16 protein-coding genes are annotated in these 18,347 nt (G+C 67.2%); 10 read left to right on the top strand and 6 right to left on the bottom strand.

All coding sequences use genetic code 11. The annotated features are described in order from the left end of the window. The first annotated feature begins 25 nt into the window (after nucleotides 1–25). Nucleotides 26–1,393: a formimidoylglutamate deiminase gene (locus BLM15_RS15675; RefSeq protein WP_236846318.1), complete on the top strand. Its 1,368-nt coding sequence runs from the start codon at nucleotides 26–28 to the stop codon at nucleotides 1,391–1,393. 14 nt (nucleotides 1,394–1,407) lie between these two features. Further along, complete coding sequence (gene hutC / locus BLM15_RS15670) at nucleotides 1,408–2,157, top strand: histidine utilization repressor (RefSeq protein ID WP_126113632.1); 750 nt, start codon at nucleotides 1,408–1,410, stop codon at nucleotides 2,155–2,157. A 104-nt stretch (nucleotides 2,158–2,261) separates the two neighbouring features. On the opposite strand, the gene BLM15_RS15665 is transcribed toward hutC, so the two are convergent. Continuing rightward, entirely contained in the window at nucleotides 2,262–2,528 is a 267-nt protein-coding gene (locus BLM15_RS15665; RefSeq protein ID WP_206438522.1) for a glycine zipper domain-containing protein, read from the bottom strand. Nucleotides 2,529–2,884: 356 nt separating this feature from the next. On the opposite strand from BLM15_RS15665, the gene BLM15_RS15660 reads away from it, so the two are divergent. The 5 genes from BLM15_RS15660 to BLM15_RS31395 all read left to right on the top strand — a co-directional run bounded on the left by BLM15_RS15660 (nucleotide 2,885) and on the right by BLM15_RS31395 (nucleotide 6,304). Further along, complete coding sequence (locus BLM15_RS15660; protein ID WP_110488263.1) at nucleotides 2,885–3,268, top strand: PRC-barrel domain-containing protein; 384 nt, start codon at nucleotides 2,885–2,887, stop codon at nucleotides 3,266–3,268. Between the two features lie 222 nt (nucleotides 3,269–3,490). After that, nucleotides 3,491–4,387, top strand: coding sequence for a transglutaminase-like domain-containing protein (locus BLM15_RS15655; protein WP_126113631.1), 897 nt, complete (start codon nucleotides 3,491–3,493; stop codon nucleotides 4,385–4,387). A gap of 1 nt (nucleotide 4,388) precedes the next feature. Further along, nucleotides 4,389–5,372: a diacylglycerol/lipid kinase family protein gene (locus BLM15_RS15650; RefSeq protein ID WP_129267021.1), complete on the top strand. Its 984-nt coding sequence runs from the start codon at nucleotides 4,389–4,391 to the stop codon at nucleotides 5,370–5,372. A gap of 8 nt (nucleotides 5,373–5,380) precedes the next feature. Next, complete coding sequence (locus BLM15_RS15645; RefSeq protein WP_164547529.1) at nucleotides 5,381–6,076, top strand: phosphatase PAP2 family protein; 696 nt, start codon at nucleotides 5,381–5,383, stop codon at nucleotides 6,074–6,076. A 75-nt stretch (nucleotides 6,077–6,151) separates the two neighbouring features. Beyond that, nucleotides 6,152–6,304: a hypothetical protein gene (locus BLM15_RS31395; protein ID WP_164547528.1), complete on the top strand. Its 153-nt coding sequence runs from the start codon at nucleotides 6,152–6,154 to the stop codon at nucleotides 6,302–6,304. Between the two features lie 9 nt (nucleotides 6,305–6,313). On the opposite strand, the gene BLM15_RS15640 is transcribed toward BLM15_RS31395, so the two are convergent. Beyond that, nucleotides 6,314–7,528, bottom strand: coding sequence for a polyhydroxyalkanoate depolymerase (locus tag BLM15_RS15640; protein WP_126113628.1), 1,215 nt, complete (start codon nucleotides 7,526–7,528; stop codon nucleotides 6,314–6,316). A gap of 141 nt (nucleotides 7,529–7,669) precedes the next feature. Between BLM15_RS15640 and BLM15_RS15635 the strand changes: the two genes are divergently transcribed. Further along, nucleotides 7,670–8,326: a glutathione S-transferase family protein gene (locus BLM15_RS15635; protein WP_126113627.1), complete on the top strand. Its 657-nt coding sequence runs from the start codon at nucleotides 7,670–7,672 to the stop codon at nucleotides 8,324–8,326. Between the two features lie 118 nt (nucleotides 8,327–8,444). On the opposite strand, the gene BLM15_RS15630 is transcribed toward BLM15_RS15635, so the two are convergent. Continuing rightward, the gene (locus tag BLM15_RS15630) at nucleotides 8,445–9,848 is read right to left on the bottom strand and encodes a GGDEF domain-containing protein (RefSeq protein ID WP_164547527.1); all 1,404 of its coding nucleotides are present in this window, start codon (nucleotides 9,846–9,848) and stop codon (nucleotides 8,445–8,447) included. A gap of 255 nt (nucleotides 9,849–10,103) precedes the next feature. Between BLM15_RS15630 and BLM15_RS15625 the strand changes: the two genes are divergently transcribed. Beyond that, nucleotides 10,104–11,549 (top strand): aldehyde dehydrogenase family protein, encoded by a 1,446-nt coding sequence (locus tag BLM15_RS15625; RefSeq protein ID WP_126113625.1) that lies wholly within the window; start codon nucleotides 10,104–10,106, stop codon nucleotides 11,547–11,549. A gap of 242 nt (nucleotides 11,550–11,791) precedes the next feature. Beyond that, a complete protein-coding gene (locus BLM15_RS15620; protein ID WP_126113624.1) occupies nucleotides 11,792–14,197 on the top strand; it encodes a glucosaminidase domain-containing protein in 2,406 nt (801 codons plus the stop codon). 10 nt (nucleotides 14,198–14,207) lie between these two features. On the opposite strand, the gene BLM15_RS15615 is transcribed toward BLM15_RS15620, so the two are convergent. Genes BLM15_RS15615 through BLM15_RS15605 form a run of 3 tightly spaced genes read right to left on the bottom strand, consistent with a single transcriptional unit; the run spans nucleotide 14,208 to nucleotide 18,344 of the window. After that, nucleotides 14,208–14,918 carry an HAD family hydrolase gene (locus BLM15_RS15615; protein ID WP_442859460.1) on the bottom strand — a complete coding sequence of 237 codons (711 nt, stop codon included), beginning with the start codon at nucleotides 14,916–14,918 and terminating at the stop codon, nucleotides 14,208–14,210. 11 nt (nucleotides 14,919–14,929) lie between these two features. Beyond that, nucleotides 14,930–15,808, bottom strand: coding sequence for a transglutaminase family protein (locus BLM15_RS15610; RefSeq protein WP_126113622.1), 879 nt, complete (start codon nucleotides 15,806–15,808; stop codon nucleotides 14,930–14,932). A 10-nt stretch (nucleotides 15,809–15,818) separates the two neighbouring features. Then, complete coding sequence (locus tag BLM15_RS15605) at nucleotides 15,819–18,344, bottom strand: circularly permuted type 2 ATP-grasp protein (RefSeq protein WP_126113621.1); 2,526 nt, start codon at nucleotides 18,342–18,344, stop codon at nucleotides 15,819–15,821. Nucleotides 18,345–18,347: the final 3 nt, after the last annotated feature.

Here is an 18,347-nt window from a genome sequence, read left to right as displayed (position 1 = left end):
TATGCAATTAAACGAGGACGCCAGCGTGACCGGACATACGACACTGCATCTCGCCCAGGCGCTGCTGCCCGAGGGCTTCGCCGAGGATGTCACGCTGACGCTTGATCATGGAGTGATCATGTCGGTCGCGGCAGGGCAGGCGGCGCCTGTGGGTGCGACGAAACTCGCAGGTCTCGCGCTGCCCGGCCTGCCCAATCTGCACAGCCACACCTTCCAGCGCGGCATGGCGGGCCTCGCCGAGCGGCGCGGCGCCTCCGAGGATTCCTTCTGGACCTGGCGCGAGGTGATGTACCGCTTCCTCGACCGGCTGAACCCGGACGACGTCCAGGCCATCGCGGCCCAGGCCATGGTCGAGATGCTGGAAGGCGGCTTCACCGCGCTCGCCGAATTCCACTACCTGCATCATGACAAGGATGGACGTGCCTATGGCGACATCGCCGCGATGGGCGCGGCGATCGCGGCGGCAGCTGACGAGGCTGGCATCGGGCTGACCCTGCTGCCGGTGCTCTATCGCTACGGCAATTTCGGCAGCGCGCCGGCCGCGCCCGGCCAGCGCCGCTTCCTCAACGATCGCGATGCCTATGCGCGCCTGATCGAGGGCAGCGAGAAGGCGGTCGCCAGCCTGCCGGACGCCCGCGTCGGCCTTGCGCCGCATTCGCTGCGGGCGGTGGCGCTTGAAGACCTCGGCTGGATCACGCAACTGCGCCGGAGCGTGCCGCTGCACATCCATGTCGCCGAGCAGACCCGCGAGGTCGAGGAAAGCCTCGCCATCACCGGCTGCCGCCCGGTCGAGCTTCTCATGCAGAACGTCGCGGTCGATGAGCGCTGGTGCCTGATCCACGCCACCCATCTCAGCGATGCCGAGCGTGATGCGATGGCGCTATCCGGTGCGGTCGCGGGCCTGTGCCCGATCACCGAGGCCAATCTCGGCGACGGCATCTTCGATGGCGTGCGCTACCGCGAGAGGGGCGGGCGCATCGGCGTCGGCAGCGATTCCAATGTCGAGATCGGGGCAGGCGGTGAATTGCGCATGCTCGAATATTCGCAGCGCCTGCGCGATCGGCGGCGTGCGCTCTGGGCGCAACCCGGTATATCGGCGGGCTTGAGGCTCTGGCGGGACGCCTGCGCCGGCGGCGCCCAGGCTTGCGGGCGCAGCGTCGGCGCGATCGCTGTCGGCCATCGCGCCGACCTCGTCACGCTCGATGCCGAGCATCCCGCCATCGTCGGCAAAGGCGGCGACTTCGCCCTCGACAGTGCGATCTTCGCCGCTCCCGCTCTGCCGGTCGCGGAGGTCATCGTCGGTGGAAAGCCTGTGGTCAGCGCCGGCCGCCACATTGACCGCGCCCGCATCGCTGCCCGCTATGGCCAGGTGATCCGCAATCTCCTCGCCTGAGAGTCAGGGAGCCCATGTCAGCCACTCAGATCGATGCCGTGACGCTGGATGGAGCCGGTCCGCTCTATGACCAGATTCGTCGCGCCGTCCGCGATCTGATCCTGGCCGGCACCTGGCCGCCCGGGACGGCGGTGCCGCCCGAGCACGCGCTGATGGAGCGGCTTGGCGCCTCGCGCATGACCGTGCATCGGGCGCTCGCGCAGCTTGCCCGCGAGGGGCTGATCAAGCGCCGGCGCCGCTCGGGTACGATCGTCGCGAGCCCGCCGGCGAGCCACGCCATGCTCGACATCCTCTCGATCCCGCAGGAGGTTCGCGAGCTCGGGCAGGCCTACAGCTATCGCATCCTGCAACGGCGTGACGGCAAGGCGCAGCGCGAGCTCGCCGCTCGCTTCGAGCTCGGCCGCTCGGCCAATGTCGCGTATCTGACTTTGCTGCATTTCGCCGATGGCGCCCCGCATGTGCTGGAGGATCGGGTGATCCACCTTGCGACCATGCCGCAGGTCGCGGACCAGACCTTTGCTGAGACGCCGCCGGGCGACTGGCTGCTTCAGAACAGCCTCTGGAGCCAGGCCGAGCACGCGATCAGCGCGGTCGCGGCCGAGCCACAGGAAGCCGAGCTGCTGAAAATCGGCGCCGGCGAGCCCTGCCTCTTGGTCGAGCGCCGGACCTGGAACCAGGCCGACCCGATCACCGCCGTGCGATTGCTCTATCCCGGCGGTCGCCACCGCTTCGTGGGCCGTTTCGGGCCGTATGGGGCGGTCTGAGCGATAGGTTCACTACGAGCACAGCAAAGCCACCCGGAGGAGGCAGAATTCTGCCGTCCCCGGATGGCTTCGTCGCTGGTGTTCCTCGCAATGACGGCGAGCCGTCAGCAGGCGTAGCGGATGCGCCGACCCCATTCGTCACGACCGTAGCAGATCTGGTCCGGCGAGGTCGCATTGCCGATGATCGCGCCGCCAGCACCGCCGATCGCAGCGCCCGCCAGGGCACCACCGGCACGCCCGGTCGCGGCGCCGCCGATGAGGGCACCAGCTCCGGCGCCGATCAGCGCGCCGGTCGCAGTTCTCTCTTCGCGGGGCGTGCAGGCGCCGAGCGCGGCCACCGCGGCAGTTACCAATAGAAATCTCTTCATCATCGGACGTTCCTTCCCTTTATGGCGAGGGCCGACGGCGTCGCGACGCGACATGCAAGAACGAGCTTGCAAAGAGCCCTCGGCAGGTCGTGCGGCAGCGCCTCCTTGGTGATCGCTTGCCGCCTGAAGCGTGTCGGCTGAAGCTGCACGCTCGATCGATCCTTCAAACCGTGTTAGCCGGCATTTGTTCCGCCCGCAGGCCACCGTGCCCATGATCGACGCTCGCGGGGCTGCCCTCGTGAGCCTTCCGGACGGCACGATCTTTTTGTCCTGCGCATTGGGAACCCGGCCGCTCCCATCGGGTTGATGGAACGAGCCGGCTCGAAGGTCGGCCCAATAAGCTATTCATGGAGGGACCGATGAGCGCTACGATGACCGCAGCCTCTCACGCCGCCAACCCGCTGATCGCCGGCGCTCGCGTTGCCGGTACCGAAGTCTACAACACCGCCAGCGAGCATCTTGGCTCGATCTACGACGTCATGCTCGACAAGGCGACCGGCAAGGTTGCCTACGCGATCATGTCGTTCGGCGGCTTCCTCGGCCTCGGCGAGAAGTACCATCCGATCCCGTGGAGCATGCTCGATTACGATGTCGAGAAGGGTGGCTATGTCGTGCCACTCACTCGCGAGAAGCTCGAAGCCGCCCCGATGTACGGCGCCGATGGCGAGCCTGACTGGCACGATAAGGAATACGGCAAGCGGGTGCACGATTACTACGGCACGATGCCGTATTGGATGATGTGAGAGCGCGCCTCAGGGCCTGCGTTCCACACAAAGGCGCAACTCGCGGCGGTCGCTATCCCCCCAGCCGGATCGTCGTGATTGCGTGGTGCGGGCCGAAAGGTCCGCACCTTTTTTTGGGCTGCCTCACGGGGAACCTCGGCAGGAGCTGCGCGTCATTGAGTGCCGGCTGGGCACCGCTCCCACCATGGTGGGCAACTCCCTTCGTGCATCATCGAGGTCACCATGCACATTCGTTACGGCTATCGGATCGAAGTCGTCTGCGATCAGCCGACTTCCCTGCTCACGCTGCTTGATATTCACCCCTCGCGCCGGCACGATCTGATCCGCCCGGACGAGATGCGCGTGGCGCCCATCGCGGCCCAGCCGGCGCCGATCGAGATCAGCCAGCATCTCGATCCGTTCGGCAACATCTGCCGCCGTTTCACTGCGCCGGCGGGCGGTGTCGTGCTAGCATGCGAAGGCCTCATCCACGATAGCGGCGAGCCCGATGCTGCCGATCTGGCGGCGCGCGAGGCCGCGCCGGCGGGACTGCCGGAGGAGGTCCTCCCCTATCTGCTCGGGAGCCGCTATTGCGAAACCGACCGGCTGGCTGACACTGCCTGGAGCTTGTTTGGCCAGGTCGAGCCCGGCTGGGCCCGCGTTCAGGCCGTGACCGAGTTCGTCCATAACCATGTCAGCTTCGGCTACGCTTTCGCGCGCAACACCCGGACTGCGGCCGAGGCCTTCGAGGAGCGGATCGGGGTCTGCCGGGACTTCGCCCATCTCGCGATCGCGCTGTGCCGCTGCCTCAACATCCCGGCGCGCTATTGCAACGGCTATCTCGGCGATATCGGCGTCGTGCCCAACCCGGCGCCGATGGACTTCAACGCCTGGTTCGAGGTCTGGCTCGGCGGGCGCTGGCATACCTTCGACGCTCGGCATAACCAGCGCCGCATTGGCCGCATCGTCCTTGCTCGCGGTCGCGACGCGACCGACGTGCCGATGATCACCTCCTTCGGCCCGCACTGGCTGCGGCGCTTCGAGGTGATCACCGAAGAGGTCGAGGAGGAGCCGCTGCGGCTTGCGCCGACGGCGACCCGCCTTGTTCCCGCCAAGAGAGACGCCCATATCGCCGCCTGACATGGCGAAATTGTCGGAACCGTCGCCCGAGCTCGAAACGCCGGCGCCAACGCGCTGCTTCCGCGTCATCGCCAACGCGCGTGCGGGTACGGTGCTGGAAGCAGGGGCCGATACCTTCGCGCGGCGCATCGAAGCAGCATTCGAAGCGGCCGGTTGCCGAGCCGAGGTCGAGCTGGTGCAACCGCGCCAGCTGCGGGAACGCTTGCAGGCCGCGGTTGCCGACAAAGCCACGATTCCCGTCATCGCCGGCGGGGACGGCACCATCAATGGCGCTTTGCCGGTCCTGGTCGGCTGCAAGCGGCCGGTGGGCGTGCTGCCGCTCGGCACCGTTAACGTACTCGGCCGCGATCTCGGTCTCACCGGCACGGTTGAGCAGCAGATCGCCGCGCTCTGCCAGGGCGAGCCGGTGTCGATGGATCTCGGTAGCGTCGATGGCCACTTGTTCCATTCGATCTCGGGCATGGGTTTCTTCAGCCTGATGGCGCGCCAGCGCGAATATGCCCGGCGCCGGTTCCCGTTCAGCCGGCTCGTCTCGTTCCTCTTCGCGGCGACGCGCTCGATCCTGTTCACTCGCCCTATCCGCATCGAGATGGAGATCGCCGGCGAGCGTCGTCTGGTCGAGGCCGATGCGGTTCTGGTTACCGTCAACCAGTTCGACGGTGCAGAATGGCGTCGCACCAGTCTCGATGGTGGCGAATTCGAGGTCCATATCCTCGATACGGGTGGCCCGCTATCACGCGCCAAGGTGGCGTTCTCGATGCTGACCGGTGGCTGGCGCAACTCCCGGCACCTGGTCTCGCTGACGGGCACCGCCGTCACCCTGACCCGCCGCGACAAGCGCCGCGGCCATGTCACCTTCGATGGCGAGGTCGAGCGCCGTGCCAGCCCGTTCGCCTATCGCCTGCTGCCAGGTGCGTTGCAGGTGATCGCTGCCCGGCCGGCCGAGCTTCCGTCCTATCCAGCCGAGTACCAGTTCCCTTCATGAGGCGTTCGATGTTCCTCCTCCAGCCGCGCTTCCTCCTGCCTGTCGCGGCTACTTTCGCCTTTCTGGGCCTGGCCTTCTACGTCGTCTCCGACGGCACGTCCGCTGTCGACAGCGCGTTGGTGATGTTGTTCCGCGACCCGGCCAACCCCTCCGTGCCGATCGGCCCGGCCTGGTTCCGGGAAATGATGCGCGACCTCACCGCGCTCGGCAGCTTCGTCGGACTGGGCATCGCCACAGTGATCGCAGCCCTGACCTTGCGCCTCTGCGGGCACCGTCCGCTGGCGATCGGCCTGGTGGTCAACGTCCTGGCGGCGACGGGCACGAGCACGCTGCTCAAGCTGGCCTTCGGCCGCGAGCGGCCGGGCATCGTCGAGCACGCAGCGCTGACCTTCACCGCGAGCTTCCCGAGCGGTCACGCCTTCCTCTCGGCGGTGGTACTGCTCGGCATCGCCGGCTTCGTCGGCATCGCCTCGCGCCGTGCCGACATTGCCCGGCTCTGCCTCTGGATCGCCTGGGCCCTGATGATCGCGATCGGGGTGAGCAGGATCTATCTCGGCGTGCACTGGCCGAGCGACGTGCTCGGCGGCTGGTGCCTCGGCGTCGCCTGGTCCGGTCTCGCCATCTTCCTGATCGGACGCTTCGCGGCCCGGACGGAAGTGAATCTGATGCAGGCCGCAGCTGTACGCGGCGAGCCGGTCGCCTGAGACGGGCCGGAACCACGCGACTGCGCCAGCGTTGATGGGCGCGCCATTTTGGCGTGGCTATCAACGGAGCTCCTGATGACGCTGTCCCGCAATACGCTTGTTCTCCTGATCGGCTTGCTCGTCGTCGGCCTCGGAGCCGTCAGCTACGCGCTCTATCAGGAGAAGAAGCAGCCCGAGGGCGTCGAGATCTCGGTCGGCAGGAACGGCCTGTCGATCAAGGAGAAATAGGCTGGCCGCTCAGCTGTTCGCCAGGATCATGTTGCGGACGATCGGGTAGATCTGGCTCTCCCATTTGCGGCCCGAGAACACGCCGTAATGGCCAACGCCGGCCTGCATGTGGTGGCGCTTGCGGAAGGGCTTGAGCCCGCGGCAGAGGTCGTGCGCCGCTGCGGTCTGGCCGAGCGAGCAGATGTCGTCGCGCTCGCCTTCGACCGTGAGCAGCGCCGTCTTGCGGATCGCGCTGCAATCGAGGCGCTCGCCGCGATAGGTCAGCGTGCCGGCCGCCAGCCGCGCCTCCTGGAAGATCCACTGCACGGTCTCGAGATAGAATTCGGCCGGCAGGTCGAGCACCGCGAAATACTCATCGTAGAAAGCCTTGATCATCTGCGCCTTCTCGGTCTCGCCGGTGGCGAGGTGAGTGAAGAGATCGATATGCGCGTTGACGTGCCGGCTCATGTTCATCGCCAGGAAGGCGCCGAGCTGGACGAAGCCGGGATAGACCCGGCGGCCCGCGCCCGGATAGCGCGCCGGCACGCGGGCGATCAGGTTCTTCTCGAACCAGCCGATCGGCTTGTCGCTCGCCAGCTTGTTCACCGCCGTCGGGTTGACGCGGGTGTCGACCGGCCCGGCCATCAGGGTCATGCTGCGCGGCTGCGCCGGGTTGCCGGCCTGCGCCATAACTGCCGCTGCGGTGAGCACTTGCACACAAGGTTGGCAGACCGCGACGACATGGGCCTCCGGACCGAGTTCCTCCATGAAGCGGATCAGATAGTCGACATAGTCGTCATAGCCGAAGGGGCCGGCCTCCAGCGGCACGTCGCGGGCATTGTGCCAATCGGTGATGTAGACGTCGTGATCCTGCAGCAGCGTCGCGACGGTGTTGCGCAGCAAGGTGGCGAAATGCCCCGACATCGGCGCGACCACCAGCACCTTCGACTGGGCGAGATCGCTGTCCTTGCGGAAATGCAGCAAGGTGCCGAAGGGCAGGGTCAGCGCCGCCTCTTCGGTCACCGGTACGTCGCGATTGCCGGTGCGGACACTGGTGATGCCATAGGGCGGGCGCTCATGCGTGAGCCCGGCCCGCGTCACCATCTCGTAGCCGGCGGCCGCGGCACGCAGGCTCAGCGGCTCGCCGAGCAAAGCGCGGCTACCGAGCGTCACGATCGCCGCCTGGGCGAGGGCGCGAGCCGGATCGAACAGGTCGGACTGGGCCTGATAGGCGAGATAGAGCATCCGTCTGGCGATCCCGATCGTGCTGCGCCTGCACCAGGCCGTTTGCCCGTGCAATCGGCGTGCCCGCGCCGCCGCCCTCGTGCCGGCGACGCTGGAACGTCTCTTGCTACGCTGGTTCTCCGCGCGCCGAGGATGCCGAGCATGCCTGCCACCACGCTGACCATCAGCAGCAAGAACTACTCGTCCTGGTCGCTGCGCGGCTGGCTGCTCTGCCAGCTCGCGGGTCTCGAGGTCGAGGAGATTATGCTTTCGGTCGACGATCCCTCGGCGCGGGCCGAACTGCTGCTGCTCTCGCCCTCCTTCCTGGTGCCCTGTCTGCGCCACGACGGCGTGGTGATTTGGGACACGCTCGCCATCGCCGGCTATCTCGACGAGCTGAGGCCGCAGGCCGGGCTGCTGCCGGCCGAGGTCGGGGCACGCGCCCATTGCCGCGCCATCTCCGGCGAGATGCATTCGGGCTTTGCCAATCTGCGCTCGGCCCTGCCGATGAATCTCAAGGCGCATTATCCCGGCTTCAAGCTCTGGGCCGGCGCCCAGGCCGATATCGACCGCGTCACCGAAATCTGGCGCGACTGCATCACCAGCTATGGCGGGCCCTATCTCTTCGGCGAGCGGCTGACCATGGCGGACGCGATGTATGCGCCGGTCTGCCTGCGCTTCCTGGCCTATGACGTCGCACTCGACCCGCTCAGCCGGGCTTATTGCCAGACGATCTTGGGCTGGCCGGCGCTGCAGCGCTGGATCGCGGCCGCGAAGACCGAGCCGGAAGAGCTCGAGGAGCTCGACGCCGAGTTCTGAGGGGCCCGCTCAGGCGGCGAGGAGGCCGGCGTCGACGACGCGGTTGCGCCCGTTCCGCTTGGCCTCATAGAGTGCGTCGTCGGCCAGCTCAGATGCCGTGCGGACAGGGACTGTGGGCTCAGGCCGCCTCGAGCATCGTATCGATGACGCGATCGCGGCCAGCGCGCTTCGCCCGATAGAGCGCAGCGTCGGCCTGCTGCATCAGGTGCAGCAAGGAGCAGCCTGGCCCCGCCATGCCCCAGACGACGCCGATGCTGACGGTGATCGCGAGCGGCTCACCCTCTTCGACCGGGACGCGGAGCTGGGCGCAGTCGCTGCGCATCCTCTCGGCCAGGGCCAATGCCGCAGATTGGTTCAGATGCGGCAACAGGATCGCGAATTCTTCGCCACCGATCCGTCCGAAAAGATCGCCCCGTCGCAGCATTGCCGCGACCTTCTCCGCAAGGGTCGCGAGCACCTCGTCCCCGACCGCGTGACCGTATTGATCGTTGATCAGCTTGAAGCGGTCGACATCGAGCATCAGGAGGGCGACTGGCCGCTTCGTGGAGAAACTCTTCGCCAGCATGGCCTCGCTGCGTGAGAGGAAGGCGCGGCGGGACAGAACCTTCGTCAGAACATCCTGGTTGGCCGCCAGGTCGAGCTCGCTCAGCAGGTGCGAGCGGGCGGCATTGATTGCTGCGACCATGATTGGCCCGAGCGAGAAGACCGCCACACCAAAGCGATGCGAACTGATCATGTTCGCATGTTCGGCGGCTCCCGGTGGCAAGCTGGCGAGCAGAATGGTGCCCTGCCAGAGGCCGAGCAGGAAGGTCAGGACCGTGGTCGGAAAGATACCGTAGCTCAGCGCGCACCAGAGGATTGCGGGGACGGGTATCGCGATCGCGGTAGGGCCGCCGATCAAGGTTCCGACGAAGGTCGAGACCAACAGGACCGCAACCGGCAGGAGTTGCTTGGGCAGGTCGCGCATCGGCATGGGGCGCGTGACTAACCCCTGCACGATCCGCACGAGCGGGGGCGCCGTCAGAACGACCGGCAGGACCACGAGGTTACTGGCAAGCTCGCTGGTCAGAAAAAACTCGAACGCCTGAAGGCGAGTGTGACCGAAATAGATGACGAGGCCGCTGCTGCCGACGGCGGCGGCCAAGGTCGCCGAGACAAGCGCGATCAGCAGCAGGAACAACAGGGATTGCGGCCGTTCGAGCTGGCGATCCGGACCGGCGACGCGCTGGAACAACAGATAACCGACGAAGGCGTTGGTGAGATTGCCTGCCGTCAGCCACAATGTCAGGCCAACGCCGCCGCCCATGGCGAAATCGGCGGCAAGATAGCCCGCTGCCGCTCCTGTCCAGCCGAGCGGCCCGGCCCAGCCCGGATTGCGCACCATCAGTCCCAGCAGCAGGGCGTTGGCGGGCCAGAAGGTCGACAGGAAGCCGAGCGGCCGGGTGAGATGACCGAACAATGCCGCGGCGAAGACGATGGCTGCGATCAGCGCTGCCGCACGCCACGATGGCAGGTGGGACACGGCGGCCTGCTCCTGGTTGCGGAGATGTCGAGAGAAGAGGTCGCGAGCAAGCTTCATTGCGGCTTGAGCAAACCAGACAAAGGTGAAAGCAAGCTGAAATGGCGGGCGTAAACTGCGCCGAAGCAGCCCTGTTCGGCCTGCCGCATGCGCTGGCGGCGGGGCCTGCATCGCCATTCATTGGGCCCGCTCGCATGGCTTTGCCGACATAAAACGGTTAAGACCGGCTCCTCTTTCGGTTACGCACGAGGCTTTGCGATGAATGCTCCCTTCAAGAACCTGATCGCCGGCGAGTGGGCCGCGTCGCAGAACGCCTCGCGCAACATCAACCCGTCCAACACCAACGACGTCGTCGGCGAGTATGCGCAGGGCTCGGTCGAGGACCTGAACAATGCGGTCGCCGCCGCCAAGGCTGCCTTCCCGGCCTGGAGCCGCACGACGCCGCAGGAGCGTTACGAGGTCCTGAAGAAGGCCTCGGACGAGATCCTCGCCCGCAAGGACGAGCTCGGCCGCCTGCTCTCGCGTGAAGAGGGCAAGACCCTGCCGGAGGGCATCGGCGAGGCGACCCGCGCGGGCCAGATCTTCGCCTTCTTCGCCGGTGAGTGTCTGCGCCTCGGCGGCGAGAGCATCCCGTCCGTGCGTCCCGGCGTCGGCGTCGAGGTCACCCGCGAGCCGGTCGGCATCATCGGCATGATCACGCCCTGGAACTTCCCGATCGCGATCCCGGCTTGGAAGATCGCCCCGGCGCTCGCCTACGGCAATTGCGTGGTGATCAAGCCGGCCGACCTCGTGCCCGGCTCGGCCTGGGCGCTGGTCGACATCATCCAGCGCGCCGGTCTTCCCAAGGGCGTGCTCAATTTGGTGATGGGCCGCGGCTCGGTCGTCGGCCAGGCGCTGCTCGAGCACAAGGACGTGCACGCGATCTCCTTCACCGGCTCGGTCTCGACTGGCCGCAAGGTCGCGGCCGCCTGCATCGCGGGCAATCCGATGAAGAAGGTCCAGCTCGAAATGGGCGGCAAGAACCCGCTCGTCGTGCTCGACGATGCCGACCTCAAGGTCGCAGTCGAGGCCGCGGTGCAGGGCGCCTTCTTCTCCACCGGCCAGCGCTGCACGGCCTCCTCGCGCCTGATCGTCCAGGCCGGCATCCATGACCGCTTCGTCGAGGCGGCGATCGAGCGGCTGAAGGGCGTCACCGTCGACGACGCGCTGAAGGCTGGCACCACGATCGGCCCGGTCGTCGACCAGAGCCAGCTCGACCAGAACCTGAAATACATCCAGATCGCTCGCGACGAGGGTGGCAAGCTCGCCTGGGGCGGCGAACTGCTCAACCGCGAGACGCCCGGCTTCTATCTGCAGCCGGCGCTGTTCACCGAGACGACCAATGCCATGCGCATCTCGCGCGAGGAGGTCTTCGGCCCGGTCGCCAACGTCGTCCGCGTCAAGGATTACGAGGAGGCGCTCGCTGTCGCCAACGACACCGAGTTCGGCCTGTCCTCGGGCATCTGTACGACCTCGCTGAAGCATGCGACGCACTTCAAGCGCAATGCCGAGGCCGGCATGGTGATGGTCAACCTCGCCACGGCCGGCGTCGACTACCACGTGCCCTTCGGCGGCCGGAAGGGCTCGAGCTACGGCCCGCGCGAGCAGGGCGCCTATGCCCGCGAGTTCTACACCACGGTGAAGACCGCCTACACGCTCGCCTGAGGCGGGTCGCCATCCAAGGCATCGGGGGCCGTGCCGCAAGCGCGGCCCTTTTGCATTGAAGCACGGGCAAGCATTCGATCTGACCTAACCGAAGGAAAGAAGCGAATTTCAACGGCGCCAGTCGCGGCTGATTAAGCAGTCGAGAGAGTTGACGATCTGTACGGCGGTCGATTACGCAAAGATGCTTGCATTAGCTTCCTCGCTCGCGTCAGTATGCAATCATAGCGGGCGAGGAGGGGGTGATGGCGGCGATCGAGCTAACGCCCGACCTGTTGCGGCGGCTTGCGCGGCGCAATAATTTTCCTGTGCCCGACTCCGGCATGGTCTTCGTCTGCATCCGCGGCGCGACGCCGGCTGATCTCGCCGACAACGATTTCGCGCCCAGTCGAACGATCCGCGAGATCAGTCTCGACTACGAGCATATGCGCTGCACCTTCGTGCAGTGGAAGCTCGATGACGGCACGCTGGCGCTCTTTGCAGGTTCGACCGTGCCGAACCGCAAGTCGATCGACGCGGCCCTGGCTGGCAAGACCAAGGCCAATCAGGTGATTCCTGGCTGTTTCCGCTATGTCCGCGGTCGCCACAAGGGCAGCTCGCCCAGCGGGCATGACGCTTTCCGCCAGAATATCTTCCTGCCGGTGCAGCGAACCCGCGACGACGGCGACTTCGACCTTGCCGACGCGATCGATTTCGCTCGCAGCGCCAAAGCCGAGGAATTCGTCTGGGACAATATCCATGCCGCCTACAACGACGATGCGGCGAAGCCGGGCTATTCAAGCGAGGGCTGCCTCGTCGTCTGCGGCTTCCCATCGACAACCAGCGGCAAATTCGTCGAGCGAGGACCGTGGAAGACCTTCCGCCGTAACGCTTACGATCAGACGGGCGGCCAGCAGGAATTCACCTGCATGCTGTTCGAGGCGGATGAGGTCGCTCGCGTCGCCGGCGCCAGGGATGGCGACCTGATCCAACTCGTTCGGTATGGCTCGCGCGGGGCCCTCGTTGGCCAGGTCCAGGCAGCTCTGGTTAGGGCCGGTTTCGAGATCGGCACGCCTGACGACAAGTTCGGCAGGAACACGCTGATCGCGCTCTACGAGTTCCAGAAGCGGTTGTTCGACCAGCTGGGCGCCGATTGCGTCGTCGGCCCGGAGACGGCGAAGGCACTCGGCATCGAGATGCCGACATTGGCGGGTGGACCCGCCCTCGGCATCACCATCCGGCCGCAACCGTTGATGGATGAGGTCATCATCGTAAAGCCGGCTGGGGTCGACCTTGCCAGCATCCCCGAGCGCTTCACCATCGAGGTCGTCAGAGCGGCGCAGGCCTCGCAGCGGAAATGGCGCGTGCCTGCCTCGATCACCCTGGCGCAATGGGCGCTGGAGAGCGCCTATGGCAAGCGTATGCCGGCGGGCTCGAACAACCCGTTCGGGATCAAGGCGCTGCCAGGCCAGAAGAGCGTTGCGGCGATGACCAAGGAGGAGATCGGTGGAAAGCTGGTCTCGAAGCAGGAGCCGTTCCGCGTCTTCGACAATCTGGACGAGGCCTTCATCAAGCATGCCGAACTGCTCGGCACGAGCAAGCACTACGTCAAGGCCCGGATGTTCAGCGACGATCCCGATGCCTTCGCCGATGCGCTGACCGGCATCTATGCGACCGATTCGCTGTATGGCCAGAAGCTCAAATCGATCATGCGCAAGAACGATCTCTACCGGTTCGATCTGGACGGAGCTGGTCCGTCGGTCGCGGAGGAGCCGATCATCGTCTTCCGAGAGAGCGTTGCGAGCGAGTTCCTCCAGATCGGGATGAGCGGCAAGCGCGTCACGGAATTGCAGCTGGAGCTGGTGCGCCTCGGCTATGGTGTCGGCGATGTCGATGGCAAATTCGGCACGCTGACCCGTGGCGCGCTGCTGGAGTTCCAGGCTGACAACGAAGTGCCCGCGACGGGCGTTGTCGATCCGCCGACGCAGCGTGCTTTCGAGATGCCGGCCGAGCGCCCGCTCGCGCCGGCTCGCACGGAGGCGACGGAGCAGGATCTGGCCAAGCGTGGCTCGCGCATCATCAAGGATGCCGGCATGGGCCGGATCGCGAGTTGGATCACGGCGGCTTTCGGTGCGCTCGGCATCGGCAACAGCGCGGTCGTCAACGCGGTTGGTACGACCGGCCCCGGCGGCCAAGCCGGCAATGCGCTGTTGCCCTTCCTTGTCGACGTGCAACGTCTGAGCGAGGCCGGCCGGGCGACGACGGCTGAACTCGCAAGGCTGGCCGGAGAGGCCAAGACACTGCGGGAGGGCCTCGGCAGTGGGCTCTCGCCAGAAGCGGTACAAACGGTGCAGCAGATTCGCGGCTTACTCCCGCAGGAATTCATAGCGCGGTTCCCGGAGCTGCGGCAGTTCCTGGACGCGGTCAACAGCGCGGCGGTGGCCAAGCCTGCCGCCTCGAACGTGTTCGAGTTGCTGGCCGGCAATCTGCCGGTCGGCGGCGCGCTGCATAGCGTGGTCCAGGTGCTCGGCACGGTCGGCACCAGCATGATCCCCGGTTTCGGCGGCTCGGCGGCGGTGCTGGGCCTCGGGCTGCTCGGCCGGCATCTCGCCAACCGGATCGCTGCGGCAAGGCTCGAGGACCATCGAACCGGGATGAACATCGCGCGCTGACGAGCCGGTCTTAGCCGAACAGGGCCTGCTCCAGCGTGGCGATGCTCGGCAGCAGCAGATGGCTGAGCGGGCGCAGGGTCTCGGCGCTGCCGGCGCCGGTCAGCACCGCGATGCGCAAGCCGGCGCCGGCCGCCGCCGCCATGTGCATGTCGTGGGTGGAATCGCCAATCACCGCCACGGCCTCCGTCGGCAGTCCTGTCGTGCGGCAGAAGCCGTCGACCATGCCGCGCCCCGGCTTCGCGCCATGGCCGGAATCATAGCCGCACAGGAAGGCGAGATGCGGTTCGAGGCCAAAGCGCTCGGCAGTGGCGGCGACCGCCACCTCGCTGTCGCTGGAGGCGATGCCGAGCAAAATCCCGCGACCGCTGAGGCTGGCGAACAGGGCGGCAAGATCGCAGACCGGCACCGCCGCGACGACCACTGAGCAGAACAAGGTATCGAGCCGCTCGGTCAGCTCGGCTGCGCCGAAGGGCGAACCGGCCTCAGCCCAAGCCTCAGCCACGTCTTCGGTATTGCCCGAGGCGAGCAGCCCGTCCGATATGGCATAGCCGGTTGCAGGGTCGACGCCGGCGACGGTCAAAAGGCGCGCCGCCAGCTCGGGGTCGCCCTGTGCGGCCAGCCGTCCGGCCTTCAGATTGGTCGGCGCCCAGCTCGCCTGGTAGTCGATCAGCGTGCCGTCCTTGTCGAACAGGACGCCACGGATGGCGTGCGAGCCCATCAGGTCACCGGCAATCATATGACGGGGATGACGTCGACCTTGACGTCGAGCTTCTGGCTGCCCGGTCCGACGAGCACGCCGTCGAGCGGCGAGACGTCGGCGTAGTCGCGCCCGGTTGCGGTGACGATATGGTCGTCGGCGACGATCAGGTCGTTGGTCGGGTCGAGCCCGATCCAGCCGGTCCCCGGCCCGGTCCAGGCCATCACCCAGGCATGGGTCGCGTCCGCGCCTTCGAGACGGGCCTGGCCGGGCGGCGGGATGGTGCGCAGATAGCCGCTGACATAGGCGGCCGGCAGGCCGAGGCCGCGCAGGCCCGCGATCATGATGTGCGCGAAGTCCTGGCAGACGCCGTGACGGGCAGCAAAAGCCTCGCGGATCGGGGTCGCGACCTCGGTGGCTTCGGGGTCGTAGCGGAATTCCGCGCGGATCCGTCCCATGAGCTCGCAAGCCGCTTCGAAGATCGGCCGCTTCGCCGGGAAGCTCGCGCGGGCGTAGTCGGTGATCTCCGGCACGGTCGGCGCCAGGCGGCTGGGATAGAGATATTGCGCCGGGGAATCCGGTGCGAGGCTCTGTGCCTTGAGCGCGAGTTCGACGACCTCTTCCCAATGCCGCGTCAGGGCCGGAAAGGGGGCGGCCGGCCGCGTCACCTCGACCCGCGAGGTCATCTCGATCCGCAGTTCGCGATGCGGTTTTGCGATCGTCAGCGTCGTCGTGCGGTTACCGAAGAAGCAGATGCCATCGTTCCGTTCGGCGCCGCGCGGTGTCACGGAAAGCTTGCTGGTCAGCACGCGCTGGCCGGCCCCGTCGCGCGGCAGCACACGCAACATGCAGCGGGCGAACGGCACCGGCCGGCTATAGGCGTAGGCGGTGAGATGGCGGATGTCGTAGATCACGCCCTCTCCCTTACGCGAGTCGCGTCATCCGCGAACCTTCCGGCCTCGAGTTCTGCAGGAAATAACGCTCGGCCACTGCGTTGGAGAGCCCCATCAGCAATTGCTCGAAGAACAGGATGCTAGTGCGGTCGAGTCGGCTCGCCTCGGCAGTGCGGCATTCGGCGGCGAGCTTGAGCGCGAGCCGGCGTGGCTCCTCCAGCATGCCGTCATCGTTGAGCGAGGGCAGGGCGGCGATTTCGGCATCGAGCTGCTCGACCTGGAAGGCGACCGAGCGTGGGTTGTAGGGATCGAGCATGACGAGATCGAGAACCGGCTGCAGCGAGGCGCCGAGCATGTAGCGCGAGCGATAGGTGATCTGCGAGTCGGTCAGGTCGAGCAGCGCGTCGAGGCAGTTGCCCGGCGCGTCGTTCTCGATGAAATGCCGCGCGAAGCGGCAGGTGGTGACGCCGCGCTCGATCCGCCGGCCGATGTCGAGGAAGCGCCAGCCGGCGCCGCGCACCATGTTTTCCTGGGACAGGCCTGAAAAGGCGGCGAGCGATTTCAGCCCGGTGTCGGCGATCTCGAAGGCCTCGCCTTCGCTGGTCGGCTTGCCCGGCGGTGCGGCGAGCTGGCGCTGCAGGTCGCCGAACAGGCGCCAGGCGTCGACCGAGAGCCGCTCGCGGATGACCGAGGCGGTGCGCCTGGCCTCGCGCACCGAGGCCGCGGCCGAGCCATACTGCTCGACATCGTGCAGTGCAGAACGCGCCTGCGCCGCGATTGGCCGGCCTTTAGGCGTCGCTGGCGCCGCTCCCCAGGCGACGAGCAGGTTGGCGAGGCGCTTGATCGTCTCGCCATGGCCCGGCGCCTGGTCGTCGGCATTGATCAGTCGCCCGAGCAGGGCACGCACCAGGCGCAGCGTCGCCTCGCTGCGCTCCAGATAGCGCCCGAGCCAGAACAGATTGTCGGCCGCCCGGCTCGGCAGGATGCCGACGATGCGGCGAATCCCGATCCGGTCCGGGCTCGGAAGCAGCGTCACCTGCTCGACGGGCTCATCGGAGGTGACCCAGACGTCGCTGGAGCGCACGCCCGAGCGCATCGTCACGGCGCGCGCATCGGATTCGTCCGAGACGCGGCAGAATCCGCCCGGCATCACCTGCCAGCCGTCGGGCGTCGCCGCGGCGAAGACGCGCAGCGTCATCGGCCTCGGCTCCAGCCGGCCACCATGCATCACCGGCATGGTCGAGAGTTTGACCACTTCCTGCCCGACATGGTCGAGCCCGCGCTCCGTGATGCGGGTGCGCAGCGCCTCGCCTTCGCCCTTGCTGAGGTCGGCGACCAGCACGGTGCCGCCATCCAGCCCGTCGCCGGGCGCGCGGAAGGCGGGTGCAATGCTCATCTCACCCAGCCGGTCGAGCACGATCTGACGCTCGCGCGGCTGGCCGCACCACCAGGTCGCGATGTTGGGCAGGATCAGCTCTTCGCCGAGCACCTCGCGGGCGAGCTTCGGCATGAAGCCCATCAGCGCCCGGGCCTCGATCACGCCGGAGCCGAGGCCGTTGGCGACGATGACGTTCTCGCCACGCACCGCCTCGACCAGGCCAGGCACACCGAGCGCGGAACGGGCGTTGAGCTCGAGCGGGTCGGCGAAATCGCCGTCGATGCGGCGCCAGATCACGTCGGCGCGCTTGAAGCCGGCGATGGTGCGCACATGTACCAGCCCGTCGCGCATGACGAGATCGCCGCCCTCGACCAGGAGGAAGCCGAGATAGCGGGCGAGATAGGCCTGCTCGAAATAGCTCTCGTTGAGCTGGCCCGGCGTCAGCAGGCAGATCCGCGGCTCGACCCGCCTGGCGCGAGCGACGAGCCCGGCCCGAAAGCCCTGGAAGAATGCGGCGAGCCGTTCGACATTCATCGTCCGGAACAGGTCCGGGAAGGCGCGCCCGATGGCGAGCCGGTTCTCCAGCGCATAGCCGGCGCCGGAGGGAGCCTGGGTGCGGTCGTTCAGCACCCACCAGCGCCCGTCCGGTCCGCGTCCGAGATCGGCGGCGTAGATCTGGAGCTGCCCCGCGCCGGTCACTCCCTGCACTGGCCGCAGATAATCGGGGCTACCGGTGACGGCGGCGGCCGGCAGCGCACCGCCAGCGATCAGCCGGCCGGGTCCGTAGATGTCGCCGAGCACGGCATCGAGCAGTTGCGCGCGCTGCGCGACGCCGGCCGCGATCGTCTTCCATTCCTGCCCGGTGAGCACGAGCGGCGCATGGTTCAGCGGCCAGGCGCGCTCGCTGGCGAGCGGATCATTCTCGTCGAGATCGCCATGGACGCGATAGGAGACGCCGGTGTCGCGGACATGCCGGTCGGCGAGGCCGAAGCGCCGCTGCAACTCGTCGCTCGACAGCGCCGACCATTCGGCCAGAAACGGCTCCCATTGCGGCCGGATCGTGCCGTCCGGCGCCATCAGCTCGTCATAGGCGCCGGGCAGCGGCCGATAGCCCGAAAGCAGGGCATTGCGGCGCTCGTTGCGCACCCGTGTCGAGCTCGATCGGCCCTGGAGAGCCATCCT

The organism is Bosea sp. Tri-49 (assembly GCF_003952665.1).
Classification (GTDB): Bacteria; Pseudomonadota; Alphaproteobacteria; order Rhizobiales; family Beijerinckiaceae; genus Allobosea.
Note: the sequence above shows the minus strand (reverse complement) of the source record. Positions and strands in the feature narration are given on the sequence as shown.

Bases quoted from the DNA above. Each gene is read 5' to 3' on its own strand.
- BLM15_RS15605 (WP_126113621.1), bottom strand. From the start codon at position 18,344: ATGGCTCTCCAGGGCCGATCGAGCTCGACACGGGTGCGCAACGAGCGC.
- BLM15_RS15655 (WP_126113631.1), top strand. From the start codon at position 3,491: ATGCACATTCGTTACGGCTATCGGATCGAAGTCGTCTGCGATCAGCCG.
- BLM15_RS15660 (WP_110488263.1), top strand. From the start codon at position 2,885: ATGAGCGCTACGATGACCGCAGCCTCTCACGCCGCCAACCCGCTGATC.
- BLM15_RS15665 (WP_206438522.1), bottom strand. From the start codon at position 2,528: ATGATGAAGAGATTTCTATTGGTAACTGCCGCGGTGGCCGCGCTCGGC.
- BLM15_RS15650 (WP_129267021.1), top strand. From the start codon at position 4,389: ATGGCGAAATTGTCGGAACCGTCGCCCGAGCTCGAAACGCCGGCGCCA.
- hutC (WP_126113632.1), top strand. From the start codon at position 1,408: ATGTCAGCCACTCAGATCGATGCCGTGACGCTGGATGGAGCCGGTCCG.
- BLM15_RS15625 (WP_126113625.1), top strand. From the start codon at position 10,104: ATGAATGCTCCCTTCAAGAACCTGATCGCCGGCGAGTGGGCCGCGTCG.
- BLM15_RS31395 (WP_164547528.1), top strand. From the start codon at position 6,152: ATGACGCTGTCCCGCAATACGCTTGTTCTCCTGATCGGCTTGCTCGTC.
- BLM15_RS15640 (WP_126113628.1), bottom strand. From the start codon at position 7,528: ATGCTCTATCTCGCCTATCAGGCCCAGTCCGACCTGTTCGATCCGGCT.
- BLM15_RS15645 (WP_164547529.1), top strand. From the start codon at position 5,381: ATGTTCCTCCTCCAGCCGCGCTTCCTCCTGCCTGTCGCGGCTACTTTC.
- BLM15_RS15635 (WP_126113627.1), top strand. From the start codon at position 7,670: ATGCCTGCCACCACGCTGACCATCAGCAGCAAGAACTACTCGTCCTGG.
- BLM15_RS15620 (WP_126113624.1), top strand. From the start codon at position 11,792: ATGGCGGCGATCGAGCTAACGCCCGACCTGTTGCGGCGGCTTGCGCGG.